This is a genomic window from Luteimonas pelagia, assembly GCF_054776035.1.
Map to the genome: position 1 here is coordinate 259,309 of NZ_BAAHCG010000003.1, position 15,341 is coordinate 274,649.

Consider the following 15,341-nt stretch of genomic DNA (forward strand, 5'->3'; position numbering starts at 1 on the left):
GGACACCCGTGGCCGGCGGCGCCCGTGCGAATACTCATCTGTGACGACCACACCCTCGTGCGCGCCGGCCTGCGGCGCCTGCTCGAGGGGTTCGCCGACCTGGAGGTCGTGGCCGAGGCCTCGAGCGCCGACGAGGCCGTGGTCAAGGCACAGGCGCACCACCCCGACGCGATCCTCCTGGACCTGTCGATGCCCGGCCGTGGCGGGCTCGACGCGCTGGACGAACTGCGCCGCACCGTGCCGGGCAGCGCGGTGGTGATGATGTCGATGCACGACGACCCGCAGCACGTGCGCGCGGCGCTCGAGCGCGGCGCGCGCGGCTTCGTGGTCAAGGACGCGGCCCCGGCCGAGCTCGAGATCGCGCTGCGCGCCGCCACCAGCGGCCGCACCTTCCTCAGCCCGCAGGTCTCCGGCCCGCAGTTGCAGGCCAACCACCGTCCGCGGCGCGGCACGACGGAGGCCCTCTCCCCGCGCCAGCGCGAGATCCTCGGCGCGCTCGGCGCGGGTCGGACCAGCAAGCAGATCGCCGCCGACCTGGGGATCAGCATCAAGACGGTCGAGACCCACCGGGCGCGGATCATGGAAGCGCTGGGCTGCCGCAACGCGGTCGAACTGCTGCGCGTGGCGGTCCGGCTGCACGACGGTCCCTGACCCCGGCCGGGGCGGGACCTCCCCCAAAACGTGACGCCGGTGACGGTTCGCCGTCGCGCTGTCGGGGCAACCCCGACACCGGTGGGGTCCACCCCCAGCCGCAAGCGGGGAAACCCCGATTCGGATTCCGTCACGCGGCCTTCATGCTGGCCTCCCACTGCGCGACCGGGGAGGGTCCACCAGTGAACGCCACGCCACGGGCCGCCCTGCGCCCGCAACTGCAGCAGGGCCTCAACCTCACGCCGCAACTGCTGCAGACGATCCGCCTGCTGCAGCTCACCGCCCCGCAGCTGGAACTCGAACTGCGCCAGGCGCTGGACCGCAACCCGCTGATCGAGCTCGACGAGGCCGAAGCGGAAGACGAGGCCCTCGAGGCGACGGACGCCGCCACGCTCGAGGCCGCGGCCTGGGACGAACTGCCCGACCCGGCGTTCCTGTCCGGCGGCGGCCATGCCGCGGACGGCGGCGAGGACCGCGCCGCGCGCATCGTGGACGGCGGCCCGAGCGACCCGCGACTGGCGCTGCTGGCCCTGCTCGACCAGGGCGGCTGGCCGGCACGCGACCGCGCCCTGGCCGCCTGGTGGCTGGACCACACCGACGACCGCGGCTACCTGGAAGGCGCGCCCGCGGCGCTGGCGGCCGACGGCGCGGCGGCGCTGGACGTCACCGCCGGCGAGCTGCTCGCCGTGCGCGAGCGCCTGCTGGCCGCGGACTGGCCGGGCGTCGCCGCGGCCGACCCGCGCGAATGCCTGGCCGCGCAGCTCGACGCGCTGCCCGGCGACGCCGCGACCACGCTGGCGCGGCGGATCGTCCTCGGGCACCTCGACCTGCTGGCCGCGCACGACCTGCCGGGCCTCGCCGCCGCGCTCGACGCCGAGCCGGACGCGGTGGCCACGGCGCTCGCCCTGGTGCTCACGCTGCGCGCCCACCCGTTCGACGAGGCCCGCGCGCCCGAACCGCACCTCGTTCCGGACGTGGTGGCCTGGAAGGCCGACGGCCGCTGGCACGTGGTCCTCGACGACCGCGCGCTGTCGCGGGTGCGGATCGTCGCGCACTGCGAGCGCGCGCTGGCCGACGCCCCGGGGCAGCACGCCGCGCTGCGCGGGCTGCTCGACGAGGCCCGCTGGCTGGTCCGCGGGGTGGCGATGCGCAACGACACCCTGCTGCGCACCGCCCGCGTGCTCGTCGAGCGCCAGGCGGCGTTCCTCGAGCGCGGCGAGGAGGCGATGGCGCCGCTCACCCTGAAGGAAGTCGCCGACGCCATCGGCATGCACGAGTCCACCGTCTCGCGGATCACCTCCGGCAAGTACATCCAGACGCCGCGTGGGACGCTCGAGCTCAAGCGCTTCTTCGCGGTGCGCCTGGAGGGCGCGCAGATCGGCGCGGTCGCGGTCAAGGCGATGGTCCGCCGCCTGATCGAAACCGAGCCGGCGAACGCGCCGCTCGCCGACGACGTCATCGCCGGGATGCTCGCCCGCCAGGGCGTGCGCATCGCGCGGCGCACCGTCGCCAAGTACCGCGACCAGCTCCACATCGGGCCCGCCGCCGCACGGCGCGCCGCACGCCTGGCCGCCACGGCCTGAGGAATCGACATGAAGACGCTGTCCCTGCTGCTGGTCGACGACCACCCGGGCTTCATCAACGCCGCCCTGCGCCACCTGCGCCGGCTCGACTGGATCACCGTTGCAGGCACCGCCGGCAACGGCATCGAGGCGATCACCCAGTGCGAGGTGCTGCGCCCGGACGTCGTGCTGATGGACCTGGCCATGCCCGAGATGGGCGGCCTGCAGGCCACGCGCCTGATCAAGGCCCAGGACGCGCCCCCGTTCGTGGTCATCGCCAGCCACTTCGATGACGCCGAGCACCGCGAGCACGCGCTGCGCTCCGGCGCCGACGCGTTCGTCAGCAAGCTCGCCTACCTGCACGACGTGCTGCCGATCCTGGAGCGGCTCGCCGGGGAGGACGGCCAGTGAGTGAGTCGCGCATCCTGCTGCTGGACCGGGACGCGACGCGCGCCGAGCGCCTCGCGACGCTGCTGGAGTTCATGGACTTCACCCCGCGCATCGTCGACGACCTCGCCGACGTGGACCTGTCGCGCGCGCGCGCCGGCGACTGGGTCGCGGTGGTCGCCGGGGACATCCAGGACGACCCGCGCTGGCCGGCGTTCACCGACTGGCTGGCGGCGCAGGCGCTGCATCCGCCGGTGCTTGAACTGCCCGGGCACGACGCCGACGCGGCCTGGCGCGCGAACGTGCACCCGGACGCGGTCTGGCCGCTGGCCTGGCCGGTGCGCCGCGCGCAGCTGCAGGAGTGCCTGCGCCGCGCCAGCCTCAAGCGCATCGACGAGGACGCGCGCGGCGCCCCCGCCACGCCCGGCCCGACCGGCCGCAGCGCGGCGACCCTGCGCCTGTCGCGCATGCTCGACCAGGTCGCGCCGTTCGACACCACCGTGCTGATCCTCGGCGAGTCCGGCACCGGCAAGGAGGTCGCCGCGCGCGCCATCCACGAACGGTCCCGGCGCGCCGGCAAGCCGTTCGTGGCGATCAACTGCGGCGCGATCCCCGCCGACCTGCTCGAAAGCGAACTGTTCGGCCACGAGAAGGGCGCGTTCACCGGCGCGCTGACCCAGCGCAAGGGCCGCTTCGAGATGGCCGAGGGCGGCACCCTGCTGCTCGACGAGATCGGCGACATGCCGATGGCGATGCAGGTCAAGCTGCTGCGCGTGCTGCAGGAACGCCGCTTCGAGCGCGTGGGCGGCAACCAGCCGATCGACTGCGACGTGCGCGTCATCGCCGCGACGCACCGCGACCTGGAGGCGCACATCGCCGACGGCCGGTTCCGCGAGGACCTGTTCTACCGCCTCAACGTGTTCCCGGTGGAGATGCCGGCGCTGCGCGAGCGCGCCGAGGACCTGCCGGAACTGGTGGCGGCGATCGGCCGCCAGCTGGCCGAGTCCGGCCGCGGCGAAGTGCGCCTGGCGGCCGACGCGGTGGCCACGCTGGCGCACTACGCCTGGCCCGGCAACGTACGCGAGCTCGCCAACCTGCTCGAGCGCCTGGCCGTGCTCCACCCGGGCGCACTGGTCCGCGCGGCGGACCTGCCGGCGCGCTACCGCGCCAACGCGCCCGCGAACGACGACGCGGCGCCCGCCCCCTCCATCGCCGCCGACGCGGCGCCGGCCGCCAACGCGGGCCCGGACCCGTCGACCCTTTCGCCCACCACGTCGCTGCCGCCGCAGGGCATCGACCTGCGCGGCCACATGGCGGGCATCGAGCTGGATCTGATCCGCGCCGCGCTGGCCCAGGCCGGTGGCGTGGTGGCGCACGCCGCGCCCCTGCTCGGCCTGCGCCGGACCACGCTGGTGGAGAAGCTGCGCAAGTACGGCATCGAGCGCGACCAGCTCGAGGCGGTCGCGGCGGAAAGCTGACGGCGCGCTGGCACGGCGCTTGCCTGATCCCCGTCAGTCCCCGATCGAACCGGGGCGCCAGCCCGGGGCGAAGCCGCGATGACCGACGCCATCTCCTCCATCCTCAGCCAGATCCGCGCCTACGAGTCGCGCGCCCAGGCGGTCGCCGGCGACGCGGCCCCGGGCAACGCGATCGGACCGCTCGGTGGTGGCCCCGCGGGTGGCGTCGGCGGCGTGTCGGAGACCGGTGCCGGGGGCGGCTTCCAGCAGGCCCTGTCCAAGGCGATCGACGGCGTCAGCCGCACCCAGCGCGCCTCGGCCGACCTGCAGCAGGCCTTCGAACTGGGCGACCCGCGCGCCGACCTCGCCCGGGTGATGGTCGCGATGCAGCAGTCGCAAGTCGCGTTCCGCGCCACCGTCGAGGTCCGCAACCGGCTCGTCCAGGCCTACCAGGACGTGATGAACATGCCGGTCTGACGCCGGACGCCACCGCACCTGCCGCACGACCCCCTCCGCCAATTCCACGCAGCCGACCCCACCGATGAGCGTCATCGCCCTCCCCAAATCCGCAGGCGCCTCCCTCAAGGACCTCGGCCGCCTGCAGGACATCCCCGCGGTCAGGCAACTGGCGCTGCTGGGCGTGGCCGCCGCGGCGATCGCGCTCGGCCTGTGGCTGTTCTTCTGGACCCAGGCACCGGCCTTCGTGCCGCTGCAGGCCGGGCTGGACGCGAAGTCCACCGGCGAGGCGTCCGACCTGCTGCGCGCACGCGACATCCCGTTCCGCGTCGAGCCGGGCAGCGGCGTGCTCGCGGTGCCCGCCGACCGCGCGGGCGAGGCCCGCCTGGCGCTCGCCGGCGCCGGCCTGACCGGCTCCACCGGCGGCGGCTTCGCGACCATCGAGGGCGACCAGGGCTTCGGCACCAGCCAGTTCGTGGAAAGCGCGCGCTACCAGCACGCGCTGGAGGTCGAGCTCGCCCGCACCATCGCTAACCTCCGCCCGGTGCGCGAGGCCCGCGTGCACCTGGCGCTGCCCAAGCCGAGCGCGTTCACCCGCGCCCGTGAACCGGCCAGCGCCTCGGTCGTCCTGCAGTTGCTGGGCGGTGCGTCGCTCGAGCAGCAGCAGGTCGACGCGATCGTCCGCCTGGTCGCCTCCAGCATCCCCGACCTCGCGCCGGAGCGGGTCACCGTCGTCGACCAGTTCGGCCGGCTGCTGTCGGCCAGCGGCAAGGGCGGCGAGGCCGAGGCGGGCGCCGAGCGCTTCGAGCAGCAGCGCCGCCAGGAGGCGGTCTACGTGCAGCGCATCCAGGACCTGCTCGCGCCGATGACCGGCCCGGGCCGGGTCAGCGCGCAGGTCAGCGTGGACATGGACTTCGACCAGACCGAGCAGGCGCGCGAGGTCTACGCGCCGCAGGGCGGCGTCGTCCGCAGCGAGCAGGTGTCCGAGTCGGGCACGGCGGTGGCTTCGGCCGGCGGCGCGACCGCGGGCGCCGGCGCCGGCGCGGTCGCGCAGGGCGTCCCGGGCAGCGCGAGCAACGCGCCCGACGCCGCGGCCGGGACCGGCGAGGCGGCCACGACGGCCGCCGCCGACGCCGCGGCCGGGACCACGATGACCGGGCCGACCTCGCGCAGCGCCGTGCGCAACTACGAGATCGACCGCACGCTCACCCACACCCGCCAGGCGACCGGCCGCATCCGCCGGATCACCGCCGCGGTGCTGGTCGACCACGTCGCGGCCGAAGCCGGCACCGACGGCAAGGCGGCCTCGCGCCCGCTCACCGAGGCCGAGGTCCGCCACGTGGAGACGCTCGTGCAGCAGGCGATCGGCTTCGACGCCGCGCGTGGCGACACGGTCTCGGTCGTCAACGCGCCCTTCGCGCGCACCGGGGCCACGGCCGAAGACGGCGTCGCCGGCCCGCCGGCCTGGCAGGATCCGCGCGCGCGCGAACTGCTGCGCATCGCGCTGGGCGGCATCGCCGTGCTGCTGGTGGTCTGGTTCGTGCTGCGGCCCGCCTTCCGCCAGTTGCTGCAGCCGCGCGGCCGCGCGGCCGCGCCGGCGCAGGTGGTCGACGAGGACGTGCCCGTCGTGGTCGCCACCCCCAGCGCCGCGGGCGCGGGGGCCGGGGCCGGCGCGGGTGCCGGCCCCGTGCAGGGCGGCGTGGCGCCGGTGCTGAGCTTCGACGAGAAGCTGCAGGTGGCGCGCAACGCGGTGAGCACCGATTCCAAGCGGGTCGCGCAGGTCGTGCGCGACTGGGTGGACGCCGATGCCTGAGCCCACTCCGCTCACCGGCGTGCAGCGCGCCGCGGTGGTCCTGCTCTCGCTCGGCGAGCAGCAGGCGGCCGAGGTGCTCAAGCACATGAGCGCCAAGGAAGTGCAGAAGCTCGGCGTGGCCATGACCTCGGTCGGCGGCATCCCGCGCGACGCGGTGGCCCGGGTGTTCGACGACTTCGTCGACGTGCTGTCGCAGCCCGGTGCGCTCGGCGGCTCGGGCGCGGACGACTACGTGCGCGCCGTGCTGGTGCAGGCGCTGGGCGAGGACCGCGCCAGCAGCCTGATCGACCGCATCCTGCTCGGGCGGAACACCTCCGGGCTGGATTCGCTCAAGTGGATGGAGCCGCGCGCGATCTCGGACCTGGTCCGCAACGAGCACCCGCAGATCATCGCGATCGTGCTGTCGCACCTGGACCCGGACCAGGCCGCGGAGGTGCTCAAGTGCCTGCCCGACCGCGCGCGCGCGGACGTGCTGGTGCGCATCGCCACGCTCGACGGCATCCCGCCGCACGCGCTCAACGAGCTCAACGACGTCATGGCGCGCCAGTTCGCCGGCGCGCAGAACATCAAGTCCTCGTCGGTCGGCGGGGTGAAGGTCGCCGCCAACATCCTCAACTTCATGGACGGCGGCCAGGACGAGACGATCCTGGGCGCCATCGGCGAGGTGGACGAGCTGCTGGGCACCAGCATCCGCGACGAGATGTTCGTGTTCGACAACCTCGCCGAGCTCGACGACCGCGCGATGCAGTCGGTGTTGCGCGACGTGCCTTCGGACAAGCTGGCGATCGCCCTGCGCGGGGCGGACGCGAAGGTGCGCGAGAAGATCACCGGCAACATGTCGCAGCGCGCGGCCGAGATCCTGGTGGAGGACATGGAGGCGCGCGGCCCGGTGCGCCTGGCCGAGGTCGAGGCCGCGCAGAAGGAGATCCTAGCGATCGTGCGCAAGATGGCCGAGAGCGGCGAGATCGTGCTGTCGGCCAAGGCCGAGGCGTTCGTTTGAACGCGGCGCCCGACGTGCTGCGCTGGACCGCGCCGGGGCTGGACGCGCCCCCGCCGTCCACCGCCGAGCCGCGACCCAGCGTCGAGTCGCTGCAGGCGATCGAGCGCGCCGCGCGCGAGGAGGGCTACGCGCGCGGTCACGCCGAAGGCCTGGCCAGCGGCCAGGCCGAGGTGCGCCGGATGGTGGCGCAGATGGAGGGCATCCTCGACGGCTTCACCCGCCCGCTCGCGCGGCTCGACGCCGAGGTGGGCGACGCGCTCGCCGCGCTCGCCGTGCGCGTCGCCGGCGCGCTGCTCGGCCGGGCCTACGTCGCCGACCCCGCGCTGATGGCGGACCTGGTGCACGGCGCGCTCGACGCGATGGGCGCCACCACCCGCGACGTGGAGCTGCGCCTGCATCCCGACGACCTCGGCGTGCTGGCGCCACACCTGGCCGCGCTCGACGGCGTGCGCCTGGCCGGCGACGGCACCCTGGCGCGCGGCGAACTGCGCCTGCACGGCGAGAGCGTGCGCATCGACGGCACGCTGTCGGCGCGGCTGCACGCGTGCCTGCAGTCGATCCTGGAACAGCACGAGGCGGCGCCGTGAGCGTGCCCGCCGAACACTGGCGCGAGGCACGCAACCTGCGCCTGGCCGCGCGCCTGGCCGGGGCGGACCCGCGCCCGGATGCGCTGGGCCTGTCGCGCGAGGGCGTGCTGCGGCGCGCCGTCGGGCTGACGCTGGAGGCCTCGGGCTGCAGCGCGCCGATGGGCGCGCGCTGCCGCGTGGAGACCGCCGGCGGGCACTGGATCGACGCCGAGGTCGTCGGCTTCGCCGGCGACCGCACCTACCTGATGCCGACCGCGGACCTCGAGGGCCTGCTGCCGAACGCACGCGTGGTGGGCAGCCGCCGCCGCGGCGAGGTGGCGGTCGGCGAAGGCCTGCTCGGCCGGGTGATCGACAGCGACGGCGCGCCGCTCGACGGCCGCGGGCCGGTCCGCCCGGAAGGACGCGTCGGCCTCGCGGGCACGGCGATCAACCCGCTGATGCGCGAGCCGATCAGCCATTCGCTGGACGTGGGCGTGCGGTCGATCAATGCGTTGCTGCCGATCGGGCGCGGCCAGCGCGTCGGCCTGTTCGCCGGCTCCGGCGTCGGCAAGTCGACGCTGCTGGGGATGATGACCCGGCATACCGCGGCCGACGTGATCGTGGTCGGGCTGATCGGCGAGCGCGGGCGCGAGGTGCGCGACTTCGTCGAGACCACCCTCGGCCCGGAAGGACTGCGCCGCTCCGTGGTCGTCGCCACCCCGGCCGACCGGCCACCGCTGGCGCGCCTGCACGGCGCCCTGCGCGCGACCGCCATCGCCGAATGGTTCCGCGACCAGGGCCTGCACGTGCTGCTGCTCATGGATTCGCTCACCCGCTTCGCGCAGGCGCAGCGCGAGATCGGCCTGTCGGTGGGCGAGCCGCCGACCACCCGCGGCTACCCGCCGTCGGTGTTCGCCCGCCTGCCCGCGCTGGTCGAGCGTGCCGGCAACGGCCCCGACGGGCGCGGGTCGATCACCGCCTTCTACACCGTGCTGACCGAAGGCGACGACCAGCAGGAACCGATCGCCGACGCGGCGCGCGCGATCCTCGACGGCCACATCGTGCTGTCGCGGCGGATCGCCGACGCGGGCCTGTACCCGGCCATCGACGTCGAGGTCTCGGTCAGCCGCGTGATGCAGGACATCACCGACGCGCCGTGGCGCGCGCGGATCCGCCGCCTCAAGCAGCTGATGGCCGCCTACAACGCGCAGCGCGACCTGATCGCCATCGGCGCCTACCAGCGCGGCAACGACCCGCTGGTCGACGAGGCGCTGGCGCGCTGGCCGGCGATCCTCGACTTCCTCGGCCAGGACGTGGCCGAGGCGGCCGATGTCGCCGCGAGCCGCGACGCCCTCGCCGCACTGCTCGACGATCCCAAGACCCCGCCCGTCCCGGAGCCCGCATGACCCGTTCGCAACGCCTCGACCCGCTCAAGCGCATGGCCCGGGAGCGCCAGGACGACGCCGCGCGCGGCCTGGCCGAACGCGACCGCACCCTCGCCGAGCACACGCTCCGGCTGGAGGCGCTGCAGCGCTACGCGGCCGAGTATTCAGCCCCGCCGGACACCGCCACCACCATCGCGCCGGCCCTGCTCGCCAACCGGCTGGCGTTCCGCGCCAAGCTCGACGCGGCGGTGGCGCAGCAGTCGCGCATCGTCGACGACAACCGCCAGCTGGCGGACGTGGAGCGCGCGCGCCTGCTGCTCGCCAGCCGCGACGCCAAGGTGCTGGACCAGCTGGCGGCGAGCTACCGCGCCGAGGAGACCCGCGTCGCGGAACAGCGCGTGCAGCGCGAACTCGACGACCTCGGCGCCCGCCGCGCGCGGGCGCGCAGGGCGTCCGATGCCCCGGGTGACGGCGCGTGATGCCGCCCGTCGCGCGTCCGCCCACGGCACCGCCCGCGGCGCCCGAGGCGCCGCGCGGTCGCGGTGCCGACGGTGCCCCGTCCGGCGCGGCGCCCGCCGGTCCGGACGCGGCCGGCGCGTCGTCCAACCCCGCGGACGGAACGACACCGGACGGCGGCGGCGCCTTCGCCCTGCTGATGGACATGCCCGTGCCGCCGCCACCGGCCCCTGTACCGCCACCGCCCGCTGACGCCGCCGCGGGCGGACCGCGCACGATCGGTGTCGACGCGCCGCGGGATGGTTCGGGCGCCGCCACGTTGCCCGCGCAGCTGCTCGCGATGCTCGGACTGCAGCGCGTCGGCGGCAGCCACGACGGTGGATCGCCGGCGGCGCCGCCGGCCCGCCAGGTCGATGTCGCGTTGGCCCCCGCACCGGATGGCATGCCACCGCGCGCGCCCGTCGCGGCCGCGCACGCCCTGCCGCCGGCGACGGCGTCGACCGCGCCGCTGGCCGGCGCCGCCCTGCCGATCGCGCCGGTCGCGTTCGCCATGCCCAGGACCGCCACGCCCGACATCGAGCCGGCCGCCACCGCGTCCGTGGCATCGGCGCCGGTCGATGCCACCCCGCTCCCCATCGCCCCGCCCGCATTGTCCGCCCCCGGCGAGCCGCCCCGCCCGCAGCCGGCCACCCTGCCCCTCCCGCTTGCCCAGCCCGCCGATCCCGGGGCGGGCTTCGACGACGGCATCGGCGCCAACCTGGCGTGGATGGCGGAACGGCGCATCGGCCACGCCGAGCTGCGCCTGAATCCGGAGCACCTCGGTCCGGTCGAGGTGCGCATGCGGCTGGAGGGCGACCGCGTGCACGCCGAGTTCCACAGCGCGCAGGCCGACGTGCGCCAGGCGCTGGAAGCCACGCTCCCGCGCCTGCGCGACCTGCTCGGCCAGCACGGCCTGCAGCTCGCCCAGGCCGACGTCGGTGCGCGCCAGCAGCACGAGGCGCGGCAGGGCGGTTCGGGACGTGGCGAAGGCGCATCCCCGGATGCGGACGGAACGCTCGCCACGGGCGACCGCCCGGCGCCGGGCCCCGCCCGCACGGTGCGCGGGCTGCTCGACGAGTACGCCTGACCGGCGACGTCCCGCCGGCGCGACGCGGCGTCAATCCACCGTCGCCGGAAGGCCAGGGCCGCGGCACGCGGCTTGCACGGGTGGGGCATCGCTTCGCTGGAGAGCCCCGTGCCCGTCGCAGACCCCACCCCGCAGGACCCCGCGCCCGCCGCGCCGACGCCCAAGCGTCGGCCGGGCAGGCGCACGCTGCTGATCGCGGCCGGCGCGGCGCTCGTCCTCGTCGCGGCCGCGGTCGGCGGCTGGGTCTGGTTCGCGACGCCGGACGCGGAACCCGCGCCCGAGGAAGCGAAGGCGCCCACCCGCGGCAAGGCGCTGTACTTCGCCCTCGAGCCGGCCTTCGTGGTCAACCTCGCCGACGAGGACGCGGTGCGCTACCTGCAGGCGGAACTGCAGGTGATGACCCGCGACGCCGCCACCCTGGCGGCGCTCGAGCAGCACGCCCCGGCGGTGCGCAACCGGCTGCTGCTGCTGTTCGGGCAGCAGACCGCGCGCACGCTGTCCGCGCGACGCGGCAAGGAAACCCTGCAGGCGCTGGCGCTGGCCGAGGTGCGCGCGGCGCTCGCCGCCGAGCAGGCGCCGGACGGCATCGAGGCCGTCTACTTCACCAGCCTGGTCACCCAGTGAGGCCCGCGCGATGAGTGCCGACCTGCTGTCCCAGGACGAGATCGACGCGCTGCTGCACGGCGTGGACAGCGGCGCGGTGGAGACCGAGCCGCCGCCCGCGCCGGGCGAGGCGCGCGCCTACGACTTCGCCAGCCAGGACCGCATCGTCCGCGGCAAGCTGCCCACGCTGGAGATGATCAACGAGCGCTTCGCGCGCACCTGGCGGATCGGGCTGTTCAACCTGCTGCGCCGCTCCGCCGACCTGTCGGTGCGCGGCATCGACCTGCTGCGCTTCGGCGAGTACATGCACTCGCTGCAGGTGCCCAGCAACCTCAACCTGGTGAAGATGAAGCCGCTGCGCGGCACCGCGCTGGTCGTGTTCGAGCCGCGGCTGGTGTTCACCGTGGTCGACAACTTCTTCGGCGGCAACGGCAAGTACCACACGCGCATCGAGGGCCGCGAGTTCACCCCGACCGAGATGCGCGTCATCCAGCTGATGCTCCGGCAGACCTTCGCCGACCTGGCCGAGGCCTGGGCACCGGTGATGCCGGTCGAGTTCGAGTACGTGAACTCGGAGGTCAACCCGCACTTCGCCAACATCATCAGCCCACGCGACTACATCGTGGTCTGCCGCTTCAACGTCGAGCTCGACGGCGGCGGCGGCGAGGTCCACGTGGCGTTGCCCTACGCGATGCTCGAGCCGATCCGCGAACTGCTCGACGCCGGCATGCAGAGCGACCGCATCGAGAAGGACGAGGGCTGGATCCGCGCGCTGCGCACGCAGCTGCAGGACGCCGAGCTCGAGCTCAGCAGCGCCATCGCCACCCGCCGCATCAGCCTGCGCGAGCTTTCGCGGCTGAAGGTGGGCGACATCATCCCGATCGAACTGTCCCGCACCGTCTCGCTGCAGGTGGAGCAGATGCCCCTGTTCTCCGGCGAGTTCGGGATCCACAACGGCAGGAACGCCTTCAAGGTCTCAGAAGTGCACCTGCCGCGCACCGCTCCTTCCCTGGACCTCACGACGCCATGACCGCTCCCGAAGCCGCGGCGCCCGCCGCATTCGACCCGCTGACCGCCGAGCCCGGGCTCGGCGCCGACCTCAACCTGGACGTCATCCTCGACGTGCCGGTGTCGCTTTCGCTGGAGGTCGGCCGCACGCGCATCCCGATCCGCAACCTGCTGCAGCTCAACCAGGGGTCGGTCGTCGAGCTCGAGCGCGCCGCCGGCGAACCGCTGGACGTGTACGTGAACGGCACCCTGATCGCGCAGGGCGAGGTGGTCGTGGTCAACGACCGCTTCGGCGTGCGCCTGACCGACGTGGTCAGCCCGTCCGAGCGGATCAAGCGCCTGCGATGAACACCCCGCTGCACCATGCCTCCGGCGTGACCACCTGGCCGGTGCCGGCCGGCGCGATGGTCGCGGCCGCGCCGCTGCCCGAGGCCGGCGTGCCGGTCGTGGCGCCCGCCACCGCGGTCGCCACCGCGCCGCCCGCGGCGGATGCGACCGAGGTTGCCAACCCGGTGCAGCCGGACCCCGTCCCGACCGCCGGGTCGCCTGCCGACCCGGCGACGACGGCCGAAGCGACGACGCTGTCCACCACGACCGTCCCGCCGGCGAAGTTCGCCCCCGCCGATGGCGGCGCCGGCGGCGCCATCGGCGGCACCGTCGCCGCGCTGCTGCTGGTCGTCGCGCTGATCCTCGTCCTCGGCCGCTTCGCCCGGCGCCTGCCCGGCGTGGCGGGCGGCAGCCATGCCGCGCTGCGCGTGGTCGGCTCGCTGTCGCTCGGGCCGCGCGAGCGCATCGTGGTCGTCGACGTCGGCGGCACGCAGCTGCTGCTGTCCACCGGCGCCCAGGGCACGCGCACGCTGCACACGCTCGACGCGCCGCTCCCGGAGGCGCCGCCCGCGAGCCCGGCGTTCGCGCAACTGCTCTCCCGCCAGCTCCGCCGATCGGTCGGCCTCGAGCCCGCCGCCGGAACCGCCTCCGCATGAGCACCACCGCACTCCGCGCGCGCACGCGCGCCGTCGCCCGCGCCTGCCTGCTCGCGCTGCTGCTCCTGTTCGCCGGGCAGGCGCTGGCCCAGTCGGCACCGACCCCGCCCGACCCGGTGGGCGCCGCCGCCGCGCCCGCGCGCGCGCTGCCGGCGGTCAAGGTCGGCAGCATCGGCGACGAGCCGGTGAGCATGCCGCTGCAGGTCCTCCTGCTGATGACCACGATCACGCTGCTGCCGGCGGCGCTGCTCGGGATCACCGCGTTCACCCGCATCATCATCGTGCTCGGCCTGCTGCGGCAGGCGCTGGGCACCGGCCAGACGCCGGGCAACCAGGTCCTGCTCGCGCTGGCGCTGTTCCTCACCGCGATGGTGATGATGCCGGTGTTCGACCAGGCCTGGGCGGGCGGCATCGCGCCCTACCTCGACGGCACCATGGAATTCCGCGCCGCGCTGGCGGCGACGATGGAACCGTTCCGCGCGTTCATGCTCGCGCAGGTCCGCGAGAGCGACCTGATGACCTTCGCCGGCCTGTCCAACAGCGGGCCGTACGCGACGCCGCAGGACGTGCCGTTCGGCGTGCTCGCCGCCTCGTTCCTGACCAGCGAGCTGAAGACCGCGTTCGAGATCGCGTTCCTGGTCTACATCCCGTTCGTGATCATCGACCTGGTGGTGGCCAGCGTGCTGATGTCGATGGGCATGATGATGCTCTCGCCGATGCTGGTGTCGGCGCCGTTCAAGATCCTGCTGTTCGTGCTCGTCGACGGCTGGGTGCTGGTGGTGGGCTCGCTCGCGGCCAGCTTCAACCCGTTGTAGCGCGATGACGCCGGAGACCGCCCTCACCGAGATCGCGCGCGGCCTGCAGATGGCGCTGATGATGGGCGCGCCGCCGCTGCTGGCGGTGCTGGCGGTCGGCGTGGTCGTCGGCGTGATCCAGGCCGCCACGCAGATCAACGAACCCACCATCGCGTTCGTGGCCAAGGCGATCGCGCTGGTCGGGGCGATCGCGCTGACCGGGCACTTCCTGCTCGGGCGGCTGGTGTCGTTCACCACGGACCTGTTCCAGCGCATCCCGCACCTGGTCGGCTAGGACGCGGCGGATGGACGCGGTCACGCTCGCCACCGCCACCGGCGTGGACCTGTTCGGGATGCTGGGCACGGTGCTCTGGCACGTGATCCGGATCGGCGCCGTGCTGCAGGTGCTGCCGATGGTGGGCGGACGGACGCTGCCGGCCCGCGTCCGGCTGATCCTCGCGCTGGCCCTGGCCGCGACGCTGTCGGGCCTGCTGCCGGCACCGCCCGCCGCGGCGGTCGACGCCGCCACCGCGCTGGCCGTCGTGCGCGAGTTCGCGGTGGGCGTGGCGATGGGGCTGATGCTGCGGCTGGCGTTCGAGGCCGGCCGGCTGGCCGGCGAACTGGCCTCGCAGGGCATGGGCCTGTCCTTCGCGACGATGGCCGACCCGCTCAGCAACGCGTCCTCGCCGGTGCTGTCGCAGTGGTTCTTCCTGGTGTTCGGCCTGGTGTTCTTCACCCTGGACGGGCACCTGGCGCTGGTGCACGTGCTGCTCGACAGCTACCACGCGCTGCCGGTAGGCACGGCGTTGCCGGACACGCACGCCATGCTGGCCACGGTCCCGCTGTTCTTCGCCACGGTGCTGCGCGCCGGCGTGCTGCTGGCGCTGCCGGTGATGATGGCGCTGCTGGCGGTGAACCTCGCCTTCGGCGTGCTCGCGCGCGCGGCCGCCCAGCTCAACCCGATCCAGATCGGCCTGCCGGTGGCGCTGCTGGTCGGCCTGTTGCTGCTCTCTCTGCTGGTACGCCACTTGCAGGGGCCGGTGCAGGGCCTGTTCGAGCAGGCCTTCGCGGCCATGCGGGCCGTGACCGGATGA

The 15,341-nt window shown here is 74.6% G+C and carries 18 protein-coding genes; all 18 read left to right on the top strand.

Going from position 1 to position 15,341, the window contains the following annotated elements; all coding sequences use genetic code 11:
* The first annotated feature begins 24 nt into the window (after positions 1-24).
* The 18 genes from ACYU7H_RS10135 (at position 25) to fliR (ending at position 15,341) form a co-directional block, all read left to right on the top strand.
* A complete protein-coding gene (locus ACYU7H_RS10135) occupies positions 25-651 on the top strand; it encodes a response regulator (RefSeq protein ID WP_460814421.1) in 627 nt (208 codons plus the stop codon).
* A gap of 182 nt (positions 652-833) precedes the next feature.
* The gene (gene rpoN / locus ACYU7H_RS10140) at positions 834-2,234 is read left to right on the top strand and encodes an RNA polymerase factor sigma-54 (RefSeq protein WP_460814422.1); all 1,401 of its coding nucleotides are present in this window, start codon (positions 834-836) and stop codon (positions 2,232-2,234) included.
* 9 nt (positions 2,235-2,243) lie between these two features.
* On the top strand, positions 2,244-2,624 hold the full coding sequence (locus ACYU7H_RS10145) for a response regulator (protein WP_460814424.1): 381 nt from the start codon (positions 2,244-2,246) through the stop codon (positions 2,622-2,624).
* The gene (locus ACYU7H_RS10150) at positions 2,621-4,078 is read left to right on the top strand and encodes a sigma-54 dependent transcriptional regulator (RefSeq protein WP_460814425.1); all 1,458 of its coding nucleotides are present in this window, start codon (positions 2,621-2,623) and stop codon (positions 4,076-4,078) included. Before ACYU7H_RS10145 ends, ACYU7H_RS10150 begins: the two co-directional genes overlap by 4 nt.
* Positions 4,079-4,156: 78 nt before the next feature.
* Positions 4,157-4,534 (top strand): flagellar hook-basal body complex protein FliE, encoded by a 378-nt coding sequence (gene fliE / locus ACYU7H_RS10155; protein ID WP_460814426.1) that lies wholly within the window; start codon positions 4,157-4,159, stop codon positions 4,532-4,534.
* A 64-nt stretch (positions 4,535-4,598) separates the two neighbouring features.
* Entirely contained in the window at positions 4,599-6,326 is a 1,728-nt protein-coding gene (gene fliF, locus ACYU7H_RS10160) for a flagellar basal-body MS-ring/collar protein FliF (protein ID WP_460814428.1), read from the top strand.
* Complete coding sequence (gene fliG / locus ACYU7H_RS10165) at positions 6,319-7,326, top strand: flagellar motor switch protein FliG (protein ID WP_460814430.1); 1,008 nt, start codon at positions 6,319-6,321, stop codon at positions 7,324-7,326. Before fliF ends, fliG begins: the two co-directional genes overlap by 8 nt.
* Complete coding sequence (locus ACYU7H_RS10170) at positions 7,323-7,913, top strand: FliH/SctL family protein (protein WP_460814431.1); 591 nt, start codon at positions 7,323-7,325, stop codon at positions 7,911-7,913. Before fliG ends, ACYU7H_RS10170 begins: the two co-directional genes overlap by 4 nt.
* On the top strand, positions 7,910-9,298 hold the full coding sequence (locus ACYU7H_RS10175) for a FliI/YscN family ATPase (RefSeq protein ID WP_460814433.1): 1,389 nt from the start codon (positions 7,910-7,912) through the stop codon (positions 9,296-9,298). Before ACYU7H_RS10170 ends, ACYU7H_RS10175 begins: the two co-directional genes overlap by 4 nt.
* Positions 9,295-9,756, top strand: coding sequence for a flagellar export protein FliJ (gene fliJ / locus ACYU7H_RS10180; protein ID WP_460814435.1), 462 nt, complete (start codon positions 9,295-9,297; stop codon positions 9,754-9,756). The genes ACYU7H_RS10175 and fliJ overlap by 4 nt, the downstream gene beginning before the upstream one ends.
* Positions 9,756-10,859 (top strand): flagellar hook-length control protein FliK, encoded by a 1,104-nt coding sequence (locus ACYU7H_RS10185; protein WP_460814436.1) that lies wholly within the window; start codon positions 9,756-9,758, stop codon positions 10,857-10,859. The genes fliJ and ACYU7H_RS10185 overlap by 1 nt, the downstream gene beginning before the upstream one ends.
* A gap of 108 nt (positions 10,860-10,967) precedes the next feature.
* A complete protein-coding gene (locus ACYU7H_RS10190; RefSeq protein WP_460814438.1) occupies positions 10,968-11,483 on the top strand; it encodes a flagellar basal body-associated FliL family protein in 516 nt (171 codons plus the stop codon).
* Between the two features lie 10 nt (positions 11,484-11,493).
* A complete protein-coding gene (gene fliM, locus ACYU7H_RS10195; RefSeq protein WP_460814440.1) occupies positions 11,494-12,492 on the top strand; it encodes a flagellar motor switch protein FliM in 999 nt (332 codons plus the stop codon).
* Complete coding sequence (gene fliN, locus ACYU7H_RS10200) at positions 12,489-12,818, top strand: flagellar motor switch protein FliN (RefSeq protein ID WP_460814441.1); 330 nt, start codon at positions 12,489-12,491, stop codon at positions 12,816-12,818. Before fliM ends, fliN begins: the two co-directional genes overlap by 4 nt.
* Complete coding sequence (fliO, locus tag ACYU7H_RS10205; protein ID WP_460814443.1) at positions 12,815-13,453, top strand: flagellar biosynthetic protein FliO; 639 nt, start codon at positions 12,815-12,817, stop codon at positions 13,451-13,453. Before fliN ends, fliO begins: the two co-directional genes overlap by 4 nt.
* Positions 13,450-14,268, top strand: a complete 819-nt coding sequence (gene fliP / locus ACYU7H_RS10210; RefSeq protein WP_460814444.1) for a flagellar type III secretion system pore protein FliP — start codon at positions 13,450-13,452, stop codon at positions 14,266-14,268. The genes fliO and fliP overlap by 4 nt, the downstream gene beginning before the upstream one ends.
* A gap of 4 nt (positions 14,269-14,272) precedes the next feature.
* Entirely contained in the window at positions 14,273-14,542 is a 270-nt protein-coding gene (locus tag ACYU7H_RS10215) for a flagellar biosynthetic protein FliQ (protein ID WP_460814446.1), read from the top strand.
* A gap of 10 nt (positions 14,543-14,552) precedes the next feature.
* Entirely contained in the window at positions 14,553-15,341 is a 789-nt protein-coding gene (gene fliR / locus ACYU7H_RS10220; RefSeq protein ID WP_460814448.1) for a flagellar biosynthetic protein FliR, read from the top strand.

Bases quoted from the DNA above. Each gene is read 5' to 3' on its own strand.
- fliJ (WP_460814435.1), top strand. From the start codon at position 9,295: ATGACCCGTTCGCAACGCCTCGACCCGCTCAAGCGCATGGCCCGGGAG.
- fliO (WP_460814443.1), top strand. From the start codon at position 12,815: ATGAACACCCCGCTGCACCATGCCTCCGGCGTGACCACCTGGCCGGTG.
- fliE (WP_460814426.1), top strand. From the start codon at position 4,157: ATGACCGACGCCATCTCCTCCATCCTCAGCCAGATCCGCGCCTACGAG.
- fliP (WP_460814444.1), top strand. From the start codon at position 13,450: ATGAGCACCACCGCACTCCGCGCGCGCACGCGCGCCGTCGCCCGCGCC.
- ACYU7H_RS10145 (WP_460814424.1), top strand. From the start codon at position 2,244: ATGAAGACGCTGTCCCTGCTGCTGGTCGACGACCACCCGGGCTTCATC.
- fliF (WP_460814428.1), top strand. From the start codon at position 4,599: ATGAGCGTCATCGCCCTCCCCAAATCCGCAGGCGCCTCCCTCAAGGAC.
- fliR (WP_460814448.1), top strand. From the start codon at position 14,553: ATGGACGCGGTCACGCTCGCCACCGCCACCGGCGTGGACCTGTTCGGG.
- ACYU7H_RS10185 (WP_460814436.1), top strand. From the start codon at position 9,756: ATGCCGCCCGTCGCGCGTCCGCCCACGGCACCGCCCGCGGCGCCCGAG.
- fliN (WP_460814441.1), top strand. From the start codon at position 12,489: ATGACCGCTCCCGAAGCCGCGGCGCCCGCCGCATTCGACCCGCTGACC.
- ACYU7H_RS10215 (WP_460814446.1), top strand. From the start codon at position 14,273: ATGACGCCGGAGACCGCCCTCACCGAGATCGCGCGCGGCCTGCAGATG.
- fliG (WP_460814430.1), top strand. From the start codon at position 6,319: ATGCCTGAGCCCACTCCGCTCACCGGCGTGCAGCGCGCCGCGGTGGTC.
- fliM (WP_460814440.1), top strand. From the start codon at position 11,494: ATGAGTGCCGACCTGCTGTCCCAGGACGAGATCGACGCGCTGCTGCAC.